Origin of the sequence: Pseudomonas sp. IAC-BECa141 (assembly GCF_020544405.1) — a bacterium.
Taxonomy (GTDB): domain Bacteria; phylum Pseudomonadota; class Gammaproteobacteria; order Pseudomonadales; family Pseudomonadaceae; genus Aquipseudomonas.
Map to the genome: position 1 here is coordinate 5,071,483 of NZ_CP065410.1, position 14,806 is coordinate 5,086,288.

Below are 14,806 nucleotides of genomic sequence, written 5' to 3' on the forward strand. Positions count from 1 at the left end.
CCCATCGGAAGGCTGAGTGGAGGGATTTATCCGGGGGTGGGAGCGCAGCGACCGTGCGGCGCAGCCGCATGCATCGAGAGGAGGTGCAGCGAAGCAAACCGTAGGCGATGCCCCCGGATGAATCCCGGAACGAAGGAACGCCGAGCCACAGCGAGGCGCCGAACGCAGGGGCCAAGCCTTTTGGTTCCTTTTTGGCGTTTGAAAAAGGGACTCGCCGTAAGGGCGAAACCGCCAGCCGCAACACCCGAAGAAACGGATATACACCCAAACCCAAAACAGCATGGTCGGCCCAAAGGCCGCCAAGTCAAAAGCCGAAACTGACAGCGCCGTCAGTTAGCCGTCACCCTCCTGACCCGCAAACAAGTTTATAAAGACAAAACCTGCCCAAACCCCGTCCCCCTGGCGCCCCACAAGCATGCAAATCCAGAAGAAAAAGGCCCTGCTCGCCACCCTGCTGATCGCCCTCGCAGCCGCCGGTCTGTGGTACGCATACAAACCCGCCCCGGCCAAACTCGCCGCCCCCACCGCCATCCCGGTGCGGGTCGTCGCCGTCAGCGAAAAAGACGTCCCCCGCTACACCAGCGGCATCGGCTCGGTCCTCTCGCTGCACAGCGTGGTGGTGCGCCCACAGATCGACGGCATCCTCACCAAGCTGTTGGTCAAGGAAGGTCAACTGGTAAAACAGGGCGACCTGCTCGCCACCATCGACGACCGCTCGATCCGCGCCAGCCTCGACCAGGCCCGGGCGCAACTGGGCGAAAGCCAGGCGCAACTGCAAGTCGCTCTGGTCAACCTCAAGCGCTACAAACTGCTGAGCGTCGACGACGGCGTATCGAAGCAGACCTACGACCAGCAACAGGCACTGGTCAACCAGCTCAAGGCCACCGCCCAGGGCAATCAGGCTTCGATTGACGCGGCTCAGGTACAACTTTCCTACACCCAGATTCGCTCCCCGGTCACCGGCCGCGTCGGGATTCGCACGGTCGACGAAGGTAACTTCCTGCGCATGACCGACACCCAGGGTCTGTTCACCGTGACCCAGATCGACCCGATCGCCGTCGAGTTTTCCCTGCCCCAGCAAATGCTGCCGACCCTGCAAGGCTTGATCAGCGATCCGCAGCGCGCTCAGGTCAAGGCGTACATCGGCGCCGACACCGACGGCGAAACCGGCAACCTGCTGGGCGAAGGTCACCTGACGCTGATCGACAACCAGATCAACGCCAACACCGGCACCATCCGCGCCAAGGCCGAATTCGACAACCCGGATCAGAAGCTCTGGCCCGGCCTGCTGGTGACGGTAAAGATTCAGACAGCGCTGGATAAAGATGCGCTGGTGGTCCCGCCCACCGTCGTACAACGCGGCCTCGATCAACATTTCGTGTATCGGGTCAACGGCGACAAGGTTGAAGCCGTGCAAGTGCAGATGGTCTATCAGGGCAGCGGCCAGGACATCATCAAGGGCGTGAAACCCGGCGACGTATTGGTCAGTGATGGCCAGTCGCGGCTCAAGCCCGGCTCGACCGTGCAGGTCATGAGCGAACCGCCGCAGGTGGTGCAAGCGGAGCCCCAGCCATGAAGCAGCACAAAGGCGTTTCGACCTGGTGCATCGATCATCCGGTGGCGACGATTCTGCTGACCATCGCGCTGGTACTGGTCGGAGTGATTGCCTTCCCGCGCCTGCCGGTCGCCCCGTTGCCGGAAGCGGAATTTCCGACGATTCAAGTTTCCGCACAGTTGCCCGGCGCCAGTCCGGACACCATGGCCTCGTCCGTGGCCACGCCGCTGGAGGTGCAATTCAGCGCCATCCCCGGCATGACCCAGATGACCTCCAGCAGTGCGCTGGGCTCCACTCTGCTGACCCTGCAATTCACCCTCGACAAGAGCATCGACACCGCCGCCCAGGAAGTGCAGGCCGCAATCAACACCGCCGCCGGCAAACTGCCAAAAGACATGCCGACCCTGCCGACCTGGAGGAAGGTCAACCCGGCCGACAGCCCGGTGCTGATCCTCAGCGTCAGCTCCACGCAAATGCCCGGCACCGAACTCAGTGACCTGGTGGAAACCCTCCTTGCGCGTCAGATCAGTCAGGTCGACGGCGTAGGCCAAATCAACATCACCGGCCAGCAACGTCCGGCGATTCGCGTACAGGCCTCGGCGGACAAACTGGCGGCCATCGGCCTGACCCTCGCCGATATTCGCGTGGCGATCCAGCAGACCAGCCTCAACCTCGCCAAAGGTGCGCTGTACGGCGAGTCGAGCATTTCCACGCTGTCGACCAACGACCAGTTGTTCCACCCCGAGGAATACAGTCAGCTCATCGTTTCCTACAAGGACGGCGCCCCGGTTCACCTCAAGGATGTCGCCAAAGTCGTCAACGGTTCGGAAGATGCCTACGTCCAAGCGTGGGCTGGCGATCAGCCGGGCGTGAACCTGGTGATCTTCCGCCAGCCCGGCGCCAACATCGTCGAAACGGTGGACCGGATTCAGGCCGCCCTGCCCGGCCTCGAAGCCATGCTGCCGGCCTCGGTGCAGGTCAAAACCCTGATCGACCGTACCCAGACCATCCGCGCCTCGCTGCATGAGGTGGAAATCACTTTGCTGATCGCGATCCTGCTGGTGGTGGCGGTGATGGCACTGTTCCTGCGTCAGCTGTCGGCGACGATGATCGTTTCGGCGGTACTCGGCGTGTCGCTGACCGCCAGTTTCGCCCTGATGTACTTGCTCGGTTTCAGCCTGAACAACCTGACGCTGGTGGCCATCGTCGTGGCGGTAGGTTTCGTGGTCGACGATGCGATCGTGGTGGTGGAAAACATTCACCGCCACCTCGAGGCCGGCGACAGCATGCGCGACGCCGCAATCAAGGGCGCCGGCGAGATCGGTTTCACCGTGGTCTCGATCAGTTTCTCGCTGGTGGCGGCGTTCATTCCGCTGCTGTTCATGGGTGGCGTGGTCGGGCGGTTGTTCAAGGAATTTGCCCTGACGGCCACCTCGACCATCCTGATTTCCGTGGTGGTGTCGCTGACCCTGGCGCCAACCCTCGCCGCGCTGTTCATGCGCAAACCGGTGCATCACGCCCATGACAGACCGGGCTTCAGCGAACGCCTGCTCGGCTGGTACGAGAAAGGCCTGCGCCGCGCCCTCGCCCACCAGAAACTGATGATCGGCGTGTTCGGCCTTTCCGTCGCACTGGCGATTGGCGGCTACGTGTTTATCCCCAAAGGATTCTTCCCGGTGCAGGACACCGGCTTCGTCCTCGGCACCACCGAAGCTGCAGCCGATATCTCCTACAGCGACATGGTGAAAAAACACCTGGCGATGGCCGAAATCGTCGCCGCCGATCCGGCCGTCCAGGCGTTTTCCCACTCGGTGGGCGTATCCGGCAGCAACCAGACCATCGCCAACGGACGCTTCTGGATTGCGCTGAAAAAACGCGGCGACCGAGATGTTTCAGCCAGCCAGTTCATCGACCGCATTCGTCCGCAACTGATGAAAGTCCCCGGCATCGTGCTTTACCTGCGCGCCGGCCAGGACATCAACCTCAGCTCCGGTCCGAGCCGTGCTCAGTATCAATACGTGCTCAAAAGCAACGACGGGCCGACCCTCGCGACCTGGACCCAGAAACTCACCGAAAAGCTGCGCAGCATTCCGGCGTTCCGTGACATTTCCAACGACCTGCAACTGGGCGGCAGCATCACCCACATCAGCATCGACCGCAGCGCCGCCGCGCGTTTCGGCCTGACGGCGAGTGATGTCGATGAAGCGCTGTACGACGCCTTCGGCCAGCGGCAGATCAACGAATTCCAGACTCAGGTCAACCAGTACAACGTGATCCTGGAGCTGGACACCAAGCAGCGCGGCAAGGCCGAAAGCCTCAACTATTTCTACCTGCGCTCACCGCTGAGCGGAGAAATGGTGCCGCTGTCGGCGCTGGCCCGCTTCGACGCGCCGACCATCGGCCCGCTGTCCATCGCCCACGACGGCATGTTCCCGGCCGCCAACCTGTCGTTCAACCTGGCGCCCGGTGTGGCACTGGGCGATGCAGTGATTCTGCTCAATCAGGCCAAAGCCGAAATCGGCATGCCGACCGCAATCAGCGGCAACTTCCAGGGCGCGGCCCAAGCGTTCCAGAGTTCGCTGAAAAGTCAGCCGTGGCTGATTCTCGCGGCGCTGGTGGCGGTGTACATCATCCTGGGCGTGCTCTACGAGAGCTTCGTCCATCCGCTGACGATCATCTCGACCCTGCCGGCGGCGGGTCTGGGCGCGGTGATCATGCTGTGGATCTGCGGTCAGTACTTTTCGATCATGGCGCTGATCGGGCTGGTGCTGCTGATTGGTATCGTCAAGAAGAACGGCATCCTGATGATCGACTTCGCCCTTGAGGCGCAGCGTCATCGCGGGCTGTCGCCGCAGGATGCGATTTTCGAAGCGTGTATCACGCGGTTCCGGCCGATCATCATGACCACCCTCGCCGCGCTGCTAGGCGCGCTGCCGCTGATGCTCGGCTACGGCACCGGCGCCGAACTGCGCCAGCCGCTGGGGATCGCGGTGGTGGGCGGCTTGCTGGTCAGCCAGATGCTGACGCTGTTCACCACGCCGGTCATATACTTGTGGCTTGAGCGGCTGTTCCACAAGCCCAAACCTGCGCCCGTCGCGGCGCTGGCAACGACAGACTGAGGCGGGTCATGCGCGTTCTGATTATCGAAGACGAAGAGAAAACCGCGGACTACCTGCACCGCGGCCTGACGGAACAGGGTTACACCGTGGATCTGGCCCGCGACGGTATCGAGGGCCTGCACCTGGCGCTGGAAAGCGACTACGCGGTGATCGTCCTCGACGTGATGCTGCCGGGCCTCGACGGTTTCGGCGTGCTGCGCGCATTGCGTGCGCGCAAGCAGACACCGGTGATCATGCTCACCGCCCGCGAGCGGGTCGAGGACCGGATCAGGGGCCTGCGCGACGGCGCCGACGATTACCTCGGCAAACCGTTTTCCTTCCTCGAACTGGTGGCGCGCCTGCAAGCGCTGACCCGCCGCAGCGGTGGCCATGAACCGGTGCAAGTGAGCATCGCCGACCTGTGGATCGACCTGATCAGCCGCAAGGCCACCCGCGCCGGTACCCGGCTGGATCTGACGGCGAAAGAGTTTTCGCTGCTCAGTGTGCTGGCCCGGCGTCAGGGCGAAATACTGTCGAAAACCGCGATTGCGGAAATGGTCTGGGACATCAATTTCGACAGCGACGCCAACGTCGTCGAAGTCGCGATCAAGCGCCTGCGGGCCAAGCTCGACGGGCCGTTCGAGGAGAAATTGCTGCACACGATCCGCGGCATGGGTTATGTGCTGGAGAGCCGCGGTGTCCAGTAACTCAATAGCGCTGCGCCTGAGCGGGATGTTCACGCTGGTGGCGCTGCTGGTCTTCCTGTTGATCGGCGGCGCGCTGTATCAACAAGTGGACAAGGGCCTCGGCCTGCTGCCGGAAGCGGAACTGGATGCGCGTTACAGCGTGCTCGAATCCGCGCTCAACCGCTATGGCACTCCCGAGCATTGGGTAAAGATCAATGCCAAGCTCAAGCTGCTCGGCGAAGAAGACAAGCGCATCCATTTCTGGGTGGTCAGCGGCAATCCGGGGTACGAATTCGGCGAGCCGGATGCCTTGATCCGTGCGTTCGCCCAAGGTGCGCCGGGCATGCGCGACCTGCAACTGCCCAACCATCCTTACCCGCTGAAAGTGCTGCTGACCGAACTGCCGGCCAAGGATCAGCGCCCGCCGCTGCGCTTCATGATCGGCATCGACACCGAGACCCTTCACCAGACCCAGCATCAGTTGCTGATCGCGCTGATCAGTCTGGCGGTGATCGGCGTGCTGCTGGCCTCGGCATTGGGTTACTGGGTGGCGCGAATCGGCCTCAAACCGCTGATCAAACTGTCCCATGAAGCCCAACGTCTGGCGCCGCCGTTGCGGGCCGGGCGCCTGCGCATGTCGCCATTGCCGCCGGAACTGGAGCAGTTCGTCGACTCGTTCAACTCGACGCTGGAGCGGGTTGAACAAGCCTATTCGCGGCTTGAATCCTTCAACGCCGACGTCGCCCATGAACTGCGCTCGCCGTTGACCAACCTGATCGGCCAGACCCAGGTCGCGCTGACTCGCGGGCGCTCTGCCGAGCATTATTTCGAAGTGCTGCAATCCAACCTCGAAGAGCTGGAACGCCTGCGCTCGATCATCAACGACATGCTGTTTCTGGCCAGCGCCGATCAGGGCAGCAAGGCCACCAAACTGACCTCGACTTCACTGGCCGATGAAGTGGCGACCACCCTCGAATACCTCGACTTCATCCTCGAAGATGCGCAGGTTCAGGTTCGGGTGAGCGGCGATGCGCAGGTGCAGATCGAGATCGCTCATCTGCGCCGGGCGTTGATCAATCTGCTGAGCAACGCGGTGCAACACACCGCGCCCGGACAGGTGATCGAAGTGCAGATCGCGGTCGAGGAACATCAGGTCAGCATCGGCGTGGCCAACCCCGGCTCGCCGATTGCCAGCGAGCATTTACCGCGCTTGTTCGAGCGTTTCTACCGGGTCGATGCATCGCGCACCAACAGCGGCAACAATCACGGGTTGGGGCTGGCGATCGTCAAGGCGATTGCGTTGATGCATGGCGGCGACGTGTTTGTGCGCAGTGATCGCGGGATCAATACCTTCGGGATTCACTTGCCGGTCTGACCCCACCCCTCATCGTTCCCACGCTCTGCGTGGGAATGCCGCCCGGGACGCTCCGCGTTCCATTCCAAAGTCGAACACAGAGCTTCCATCAAGGTGTTCCCACGCCGAACCCAGTAATGTTCACCTGTTGATCTTTGCTTGCGCTGTAACAGTCATTTATGAAAATCACGCTGTTTCCCAACGCCCGGCAACCTTATCTTTGCCCGCACCAAACAGCACTTGCCAAGCAAGAAGGTTTTCAAGATGTCCAACAGTATGGGTATTGCCAGCGCTTTCGTTTTGTCCTCATTGATCCTGTCGCCGATGGCGATGGCTGAAGAATCGCAGTTGTTCGCAGCGCACAATGCAGCTCGCGCTCAAGCGTATGAACAGCATCAGGCAGAAATGATGGCCAAGGCCAAAGACGCCACGCAAGCCCCGCAGGCCGGCCTTTCCCAAGCGCAGTCCGACTCCGGATCCGACAGCTGAGGCGCGCACCGCTCCGTTTCCCTCGACGCGGTTGTTTGGCTCTTCCCGTTCAACCGTCGTCCTTCCAGGCCGCTGATTTTCAGCGGCCTTTTTTCGTTGTGGTGTGAAAGCTGTCTGGTGCGTCTTTAACAACTGAAACATCCCGCACCTCAAGACATTGAAGTGTCAGTTGACCCAAGGAGCTTTACCGCACGTGCGTTACCCAGTTCGCTTTACCCCGCTGTTCATTGCAATTGCCGCAACGATTGCCCCCGCCGCCCATGCTGCCGAAGCCGAGAAACAAGGTTTCATCGAAGGCGCGAGTCTCAACCTCAACGCGCGCAACTACTACATGAATCGCAACCGTCTGCAGCAGACGGATGACAACATCGAGTGGGGCCAGGGTTTGCTCGGCAAATTCGAGTCGGGTTACACCGAGGGCACGGTCGGCTTCGGCATCGATGCCCACGCCATGCTCGGTCTGAAACTCGACGGCGGTGGTGGCACCGATAACTCCAGCATCCTGCCCGTCAGCGACGGCAACGGCAAAGCGCCGGGCTCGCTCTCCACGGCGGGCGGTACGCTGAAAATGCGTGCGTTCGATACCGAACTGAAGGCCGGTGACCTGTTCCTCGCCAATCCGGTGATCGCCGGTGGCGAGACGCGCATGCTGCCGCAGACTTTTCGTGGCCTCAGCCTGACCAACCACAGCTTCGACGGCTGGATGATCGAAGGCGGCCAGGCCAGTTTCACCAAACCCTACAACCAGAGTGGCCACAAACGCATCGGCACTTCTTACGGCACCCTCGCCGACGGCGACAAGAGCCAGCATCTGAACTGGGCCGGCGTGGCCTGGAGCGGTGTCGAAGGCCTGACCAGCAGTCTGTACGCCTCCGAGTTGAAGGACATCTGGAACCAGTACTACTACGACCTCGACTACACCTGGGCGCTGAACGATCAGGTGACCCTCAACCCGGGCCTGCACTTCTATCACACGCAGGACACCGGCGAAGCGCTGCTGGGCAACATCGACAACAACACCTACAGCCTGCATTTCACCGTGGGTATCGGCAATCACAGCGTCACCGCCGCGTACCAGCGGGTCAACGGCAACACGCCGTTCGATTACATCAGCCAGGGCGACAGCGTTTACCTCGACAACTCGCAGCAGTACTCGGACTTCAACGGACCGAACGAGCGCTCGTGGAAACTCAAGTACGCCTACGATTTCGCAGGACTCGGCTTGCCAGGCCTGACCTCTTCGTTGTCTTACTCGCGCGGCACGCTGGACCTGACCAAGGTCGATCCGCAGAGCAAGGGTTACGCCTCGTGGTACAGCGCCGATGGCCGCAACGCCAAACACTGGGAGCGCGATATCGACCTCAAGTACGTGGTGCAGAGCGGTCAGGCCAAAGACCTCGCAGTGCGCCTGCAATGGGCGACCAACCGTGGCGGCAACGGTTACGGTGCGCTGGATACGGACACGGATGAATACCGTGTGATCATTGACTACCCGATCAACGTCTTCTAAGATCGGCGCTACAGTTGAGAGGCCGGCCTTATGCGCTGGCCTTTTTCTTGCGTGTGCGGCAGCGACGTTTGTACAACTACGCTTATAAGACTCCTCAACCGACAACCCAACCATGATCGCGAGCCGTACCCCACCTGCTGCGGGCAAGACCGGACGTCCCGAGCTGCTGCTGATCCTCGGCAGCCTGCTGAGCGTGATCGCGATTGTGTGTATCGTCACGTTCCTGCTGATCCGCGAACACGCCAACGCTCAGGAATCGGCCACCCGCAGCGCCACTACCATTGCCCAGTTGATCGACGCCGATGTGCTGCGCACCGTCGAACTGTACGACCTGACTCTGCAAGGTCTGATTGCCGCCGCCCAGCGCGACGACCTGAAAAACGTGTCGCCGCAGATCCGTCACCTTGCGCTGTTCGACCGCTCCACCACAGCGCGTTTCAAGGGCGACATTCTGCTGCTCGACAAGCATGGCGAGGTCATCGCCGACTCCTCGCGGGTCGAACCGCTACCGGGCAATTTCGCCGACCGCGATTACTTCCTGGCCCACGCCTTCAACCGCGACGCCGGCATGTTCATCAGCCGCCCGTTCAAGCCCCGTTGCGATTGCGACGACGCCAACCAGTGGCGGATCAGTTTCAGCCGGCGGATTTCCTCGGACACCGGCGATTTCCTGGGCGTGGCCGTGGCGTCGATGAAACTCGACTACTTCGATCAGCTGTTCAACAGCCTCGATATCGGCATCGACAGCACCCTGAACATCATCAACAACGACGGCATCCTGCTGGCGCAAAAGCCTTACCTGCAAAGTGATTCGATCGGCAAGAGCTTCGCCACCCGGCCCAATGTGGTGCGGATCCTGCGCGACAGCAACGGCAGCGGCAGTTTCAACAGCATTTCGAGCATGGATTATCAGCAACGGCTGTACACCTATTCGCGGGTCGGCAATCTGCCGCTGACGGTGATCGTTGCCCTGTCCAGCGAAGAAGTATTCGGCGCGTGGCGACGCACGGCGATCCTGATCAGCGGCGCCACCGGCGTGCTGTGTGCCGGCCTGCTGTGGCTGACCTGGCTGCTGGCCCGGGAGCTGCGCCTGCGCCAGCGGGCCGAACGGGAACTGGCGCAATTGGCGGCGACCGATGCCCTGACGGGGGTCGCCAACCGGCGAATGCTCGATCAGTCGCTGCGCCACGAATGGTTCCGCGCCCAGCGCTCGGGCAAGCCGCTGTCATTGCTGATGATCGACGCGGACCACTTCAAGGCCTTCAACGACCGACACGGGCACCAGGCCGGGGATCAGGCGTTGCGTGAACTGGCCAGGGTAATCACCTCCAATGTGCGGCGTCCGGCGGATCTGGTGGCGCGGTATGGCGGTGAGGAGTTTTCGGTGATTCTCGCAGAGACCGACAGCCTGGGAGCACAACAGATCGCCGAGCACATTCGCGCGGCGGTGGAACAACTGCCGGGCGTGAATCAAGACCAGTCACCGATGACCGTGAGCATCGGCATCAGCACCTGGACAGCCACCAGCGAGATCAGCCTGGAGCAGCTGTTGTTCGCGGCGGACAAGGCGTTGTATCAAGCCAAGGAAGGTGGGCGAAACCGGGTGGTCATGGCCTGAGAACAGGCATAAAAAAAGGCCACCCAAAGGTGGCCTTCAAAAAACTAGAGAGGTTTTTTACTTACACCGCCGCAACCGGGCGCATGTAAGAGATTGGTGCAGTGCTGGCGTCTTCGAACGTCACGACTTCCCAGGCATCTTTCTGCTCAATCAACTTGCGCAGTAGCTGGTTGTTCAGTGCGTGGCCGGACTTGAAGCCCTTGAACTCACCAATCAGGCTGTTGCCCAGCAGGTACAGGTCGCCAATCGCATCGAGGATCTTGTGCTTCACGAATTCGTCTTCATAGCGAAGGCCGTCTTCGTTCAGTACGCCATCGGCATCGACCACGATCGCGTTTTCCACGCTGCCGCCGAGTGCGAGGTTGTGCTTGCGCAGGTACTCGATGTCACTCATGAAACCGAAAGTACGGGCGCGGCTGACTTCTTTTACGAACGAAGTGCTGGAAAAGTCCACGCTTGCACTTTGGGTGCGGTCCCGGAAAACCGGGTGATCGAAATCGATCTCGAAGCTCACCTTGAACCCTTCGAAAGGGACGAAAGTGGCGCGCTTGTCGCCGTCTTCCACTGTCACTTCACGCAGGATGCGGATGAATTTCTTGGCGGCGTCCTGTTCTTCCAGGCCAGCCGATTGAATCAGGAATACGAAAGGTCCTGCGCTGCCATCCATGATCGGGACTTCAGACGCGGAGAGCTCGACGTAGGCGTTATCGATGCCCAGGCCAGCCATGGCCGAGAGCAGGTGCTCCACCGTGTCTACCTTCACGTCACCGTTGACCAGCGTCGTCGACATGGTTGTCTCGCCGACGTTGGCCGCGCGAGCCGGTATCTCGACAACCGGATCGAGATCGGCACGACGAAAGACGATCCCGGTGTCGACAGGTGCAGGCTTGAGGGTCAGGTAAACCTTCTCCCCGGAGTGCAGACCTACACCGGTGGCACGGATAATATTTTTCAGTGTGCGTTGTTTAATCATGGCATGGGCCGCTTCAGCGCAAATTGCGAACTGGTATCAACAAAGGCTGGCGATGATAGCAGACCGAGCCTTTGCTGAACACCAATCACCTGAATACCCCTGATACATTTCATCAATCGGCCTGACGACGCAGGAAAGCCGGGATGTCCAGGTAGTCCAGGTCATCTTGCGGATTCATCTTCGCGGCAGTCGCAGCACCGGCCTGAGCCTGGTTGCGCATGACGGTCGGACGGTCCAGGTCACGGTAGTTCACCGCTGGCTGTTCCTGACGAGCGGGTGCCGGTTGCTGCACTGGAGCAGCCGCCATCGAGGTGTGAACGGTGTTGTCGATGACCTTCACAGGCTTCTCGATTTTCGCGCCCAGACCGGTAGCAACCACGGTCACGTGCAGTTCATCGCGCATGTCCGGATCGATCACGGTACCGACCTTGACCATGGCGTGCTCGGAAGCGAAGGCTTCGATGATCGAACCCACGTCGGAGTACTCACCCAGAGACAGGTCAGGACCGGCAGTGATGTTCACCAGAATGCCGCGTGCGCCTTGCAGGTTCACGTCTTCCAGCAGCGGGTTGCGGATGGCCGCTTCGGTCGCTTCACGTGCACGGTTCGGACCGCTGGCGCAGCCAGTGCCCATCATCGCCATGCCCATTTCGCTCATCACGGTGCGCACGTCGGCGAAGTCGACGTTGATCATGCCCGGACGCTTGATGATGTCGGAGATACCGCGAACGGCGCCGGCCAGTACATCGTCAGCCTTGGCGAAAGCCGACAGCAGGCTTGCGTCTTTACCGAGAATGGTCAGCAGTTTTTCGTTCGGAATGGTGATCAGCGAGTCGACGCTTTCCGAGAGCATGCGGATGCCTTCGTCGGCGATCTGCATACGCTTGCGACCTTCGAACGGGAACGGACGGGTCACGACCGCAACGGTCAGGATGCCCATTTCCTTGGCCACTTCGGCGATGATCGGCGCAGCACCGGTACCGGTACCGCCGCCCATGCCGGTGGTGATGAACACCATGTTGGTGCCGGCCAGCACTTCAGCAATGCGCTCGCGATCTTCCAGCGCAGCCTGACGGCCGACTTCCGGGTTGGCGCCGGCGCCCAGGCCTTTGGTCACGCCGGTGCCCAGTTGCAGAATGGTGCGCGCGCCGATGTTTTTCAGCGCTTGAGCATCGGTGTTGGCGCAGATGAATTCCACGCCTTCGATGTTGCTCTTGACCATGTGGTTGACAGCGTTGCCGCCGCCACCGCCAACACCGATAACTTTGATTACCGGGCTTGCGGGGATGTTGTCTACGAGTTCGAACATTTTCCCTCTCCTTACATTCTCTAGTTTTTTCGCCTACTGCTGATTTGTTGCGGTGCTGCGGTAAAGCGTCAGAAGTTGCCTTGAACCCACTTCTTCAAACGGTCCAGCAACGGCGCCTGCGGCTCATCGCTGCTGTAGCTGTCGCGGTTGCCGATGCCCGAGAACGAGATCCCGTCGGACTGCTTCTGCAGGCCGTACATCAACAAGCCAACGCCAGTGGAATAAATCGGGTTGCGTACCACGTCATCCAGCCCCTTCACGCCGTGCGGCACGCCCAGGCGGACCGGCATGTGGAAGATTTCTTCGGCCAGTTCGGTAGCGCCTTCCATCTTCGAGGTACCACCGGTCAGCACGATGCCGGCCGGGATCAGGTCTTCGTAGCCGCTGCGGCGCAGCTCGGCCTGGATCAGGGTGAACAGTTCGTCGTAACGCGGCTCGACCACTTCGGCCAGGGCCTGACGCGACAGTTCGCGCGGCGGACGGTCGCCGACGCTCGGCACCTTGATGGTCTCGCCGGCACCGGCCAGTTTGGCCAGGGCGCAGGCGTAACGGATCTTGATTTCTTCGGCGTACTGGGTCGGAGTGCGCAACGCCATGGCGATGTCGTTGGTCACCTGGTCGCCCGCGATCGGGATCACCGCCGTGTGGCGGATGGCGCCTTCGGTGAAGATCGCGATGTCGGTGGTGCCGCCGCCGATGTCGACCAGGCAAACGCCCAGCTCTTTTTCGTCGTCGGTCAGGACCGAGTAGGCCGAGGCCAGTTGCTCAAGAATGATGTCGTCGATTTCCAGACCGCAGCGACGCACGCATTTTTCAATGTTCTGTGCAGCGTTGACGGCGCAGGTGACCACGTGAACCTTGGCTTCCAGACGCACGCCGGACATGCCCAGCGGCTCGCGCACGCCTTCCTGGTTATCGATCACGTAATCCTGCGGCAGGGTGTGCAACACACGCTGGTCAGCCGGGATCGCCACGGCCTGGGCGGCGTCGAGTACGCGCTCCAGGTCAGCGGAGCTGACTTCGCGGTCGCGGATCGCGACGATGCCGTGGGAGTTCAGGCTGCGGATGTGATTGCCTGCCACGCCGACGAACGCCGAGTGAATGCGGCAGCCCGCCATCAACTGGGCTTCCTCGATCGCGCGCTGGATCGACTGCACGGTGGACTCGATGTTGACCACCACGCCTTTTTTCAGGCCGCGGGACGGATGGGTGCCGATCCCGACGATATCGAGCGTGCCGTCGTCCGCAACCTCGCCGACCAGCGCCACCACCTTGGAGGTGCCGATATCGAGACCGACGATCATTTTGCCGCTTTGCACGTTTGCCATGGGTCCTGCCTCTTCTTAATTCTTTGCGACAGCGGGTTGGGCTGTCGTCGGCGCTACTGGTTCCCGCCAGCCAACAGCGAGGCCGTTGGCGTAGCGCAGATCGATGCGCGCAATGTTCGTAATCTGGTCTTTAAGCGTCTTGTCGTAGATGGCAATGAAGCGGCGCATCCTTTCCACCAGGTTGCCGCGTCCCAGCAGCAGTTCGATCCCGGGACCGGAACTGCCGGCACCGGTGGTCAGGAACCAGCTGCCACGTTCACGCAGCTCGAGCCGCGCAATCGAGAAGCCCAATGGCCGGAGCATCTGGCTCAGTACCTGGTATTGCTGCATCACTTGCTGCTGGGCCCGCTGCGGGCCGAACAGCTGCGGCAGGTGTTCGTAGTTCGCCAGTTCCTTGGGCGTGAACGCCTGGCCCTGGTTGTTGAGCAACGACTCGTCGCCCCAGCGGGCCACCGGCAGTTGCTCTTCGAGGCGGATCACCACCTGATCCGGCCAGACCCGACGTACTTCGGCGTGGGCGATCCACGGCATCTGCTCAAGCTCGGTGCGCATGCTCGCCAGGTCGATGGTGAAGAAGCTCGACGCCACGTACGGGGCGATCCGCTGCTGCACCGCTTGCTGGCTGATGTAACTCAGGTCGCCCTGCACGGCGATCTTGGTGATCGGCCGGTCGGCGTACGGCAACAAACGCTGCGCGCCTTCGTAAGTACCGAACCCCAGGGCCACCAGCAGCACCGGCCAGAACAGACTTTTCAAGAAGCCGAAGTTGGCTTTCGGCAGGCGCGCGGACATCGGCTCTTTGGCCACCATTCGGCTGGCACCCCGCGGCACCGGCTTGCGGCCGGGTGCGGGTGGCTGATGTCTGAGATGTGCGCCTTGCATGGTC

11 protein-coding genes are annotated in these 14,806 nt (G+C 61.4%); 7 read left to right on the forward strand and 4 right to left on the reverse strand.

The features are described 5' to 3' along the window. Positions 1-415: 415 nt before the first annotated feature. From I5961_RS23175 to I5961_RS23205, 7 genes are all read left to right on the forward strand, one after another. Entirely contained in the window at positions 416-1,576 is a 1,161-nt protein-coding gene (locus I5961_RS23175) for an efflux RND transporter periplasmic adaptor subunit (protein WP_227233491.1), read from the forward strand. Continuing rightward, positions 1,573-4,674 (forward strand): multidrug efflux RND transporter permease subunit, encoded by a 3,102-nt coding sequence (locus tag I5961_RS23180; RefSeq protein WP_227233493.1) that lies wholly within the window; start codon positions 1,573-1,575, stop codon positions 4,672-4,674. The genes I5961_RS23175 and I5961_RS23180 overlap by 4 nt, the downstream gene beginning before the upstream one ends. A gap of 8 nt (positions 4,675-4,682) precedes the next feature. Beyond that, positions 4,683-5,360: a heavy metal response regulator transcription factor gene (locus tag I5961_RS23185; protein WP_227233495.1), complete on the forward strand. Its 678-nt coding sequence runs from the start codon at positions 4,683-4,685 to the stop codon at positions 5,358-5,360. Next, positions 5,350-6,714 carry a heavy metal sensor histidine kinase gene (locus I5961_RS23190; protein WP_085700826.1) on the forward strand — a complete coding sequence of 455 codons (1,365 nt, stop codon included), beginning with the start codon at positions 5,350-5,352 and terminating at the stop codon, positions 6,712-6,714. Before I5961_RS23185 ends, I5961_RS23190 begins: the two co-directional genes overlap by 11 nt. Before the next feature lie 243 nt (positions 6,715-6,957). After that, positions 6,958-7,182, forward strand: a complete 225-nt coding sequence (locus I5961_RS23195) for a hypothetical protein (RefSeq protein WP_227233497.1) — start codon at positions 6,958-6,960, stop codon at positions 7,180-7,182. Between the two features lie 193 nt (positions 7,183-7,375). Continuing rightward, positions 7,376-8,692, forward strand: coding sequence for an OprD family porin (locus I5961_RS23200; RefSeq protein WP_227233498.1), 1,317 nt, complete (start codon positions 7,376-7,378; stop codon positions 8,690-8,692). Between the two features lie 112 nt (positions 8,693-8,804). Further along, positions 8,805-10,310 (forward strand): sensor domain-containing diguanylate cyclase, encoded by a 1,506-nt coding sequence (locus I5961_RS23205; protein WP_227233500.1) that lies wholly within the window; start codon positions 8,805-8,807, stop codon positions 10,308-10,310. 61 nt (positions 10,311-10,371) lie between these two features. Here the strand turns inward: I5961_RS23205 and lpxC are convergent, their stop codons facing one another. The 4 genes from lpxC to I5961_RS23225 form a co-directional block, all read right to left on the reverse strand. Next, positions 10,372-11,283 carry a UDP-3-O-acyl-N-acetylglucosamine deacetylase gene (gene lpxC, locus I5961_RS23210; protein WP_007956752.1) on the reverse strand — a complete coding sequence of 304 codons (912 nt, stop codon included), beginning with the start codon at positions 11,281-11,283 and terminating at the stop codon, positions 10,372-10,374. A gap of 112 nt (positions 11,284-11,395) precedes the next feature. Next, entirely contained in the window at positions 11,396-12,592 is a 1,197-nt protein-coding gene (ftsZ, locus tag I5961_RS23215; RefSeq protein WP_085700830.1) for a cell division protein FtsZ, read from the reverse strand. 68 nt (positions 12,593-12,660) lie between these two features. Beyond that, positions 12,661-13,920, reverse strand: coding sequence for a cell division protein FtsA (ftsA, locus tag I5961_RS23220; RefSeq protein ID WP_085700831.1), 1,260 nt, complete (start codon positions 13,918-13,920; stop codon positions 12,661-12,663). A 15-nt stretch (positions 13,921-13,935) separates the two neighbouring features. Next, complete coding sequence (locus tag I5961_RS23225) at positions 13,936-14,802, reverse strand: cell division protein FtsQ/DivIB (protein ID WP_085700832.1); 867 nt, start codon at positions 14,800-14,802, stop codon at positions 13,936-13,938. Positions 14,803-14,806: the final 4 nt, after the last annotated feature.

What these genes read in the sequence shown, in the direction of transcription:
- I5961_RS23225 (WP_085700832.1), bottom strand. Translation starts at nt 14,802, where the DNA reads ATGCAAGGCGCACATCTCAGACATCAGCCACCCGCACCCGGCCGCAAG.
- lpxC (WP_007956752.1), bottom strand. Translation starts at nt 11,283, where the DNA reads ATGATTAAACAACGCACACTGAAAAATATTATCCGTGCCACCGGTGTA.
- ftsA (WP_085700831.1), bottom strand. Translation starts at nt 13,920, where the DNA reads ATGGCAAACGTGCAAAGCGGCAAAATGATCGTCGGTCTCGATATCGGC.
- I5961_RS23195 (WP_227233497.1), top strand. Translation starts at nt 6,958, where the DNA reads ATGTCCAACAGTATGGGTATTGCCAGCGCTTTCGTTTTGTCCTCATTG.
- ftsZ (WP_085700830.1), bottom strand. Translation starts at nt 12,592, where the DNA reads ATGTTCGAACTCGTAGACAACATCCCCGCAAGCCCGGTAATCAAAGTT.
- I5961_RS23185 (WP_227233495.1), top strand. Translation starts at nt 4,683, where the DNA reads ATGCGCGTTCTGATTATCGAAGACGAAGAGAAAACCGCGGACTACCTG.
- I5961_RS23180 (WP_227233493.1), top strand. Translation starts at nt 1,573, where the DNA reads ATGAAGCAGCACAAAGGCGTTTCGACCTGGTGCATCGATCATCCGGTG.
- I5961_RS23205 (WP_227233500.1), top strand. Translation starts at nt 8,805, where the DNA reads ATGATCGCGAGCCGTACCCCACCTGCTGCGGGCAAGACCGGACGTCCC.
- I5961_RS23175 (WP_227233491.1), top strand. Translation starts at nt 416, where the DNA reads ATGCAAATCCAGAAGAAAAAGGCCCTGCTCGCCACCCTGCTGATCGCC.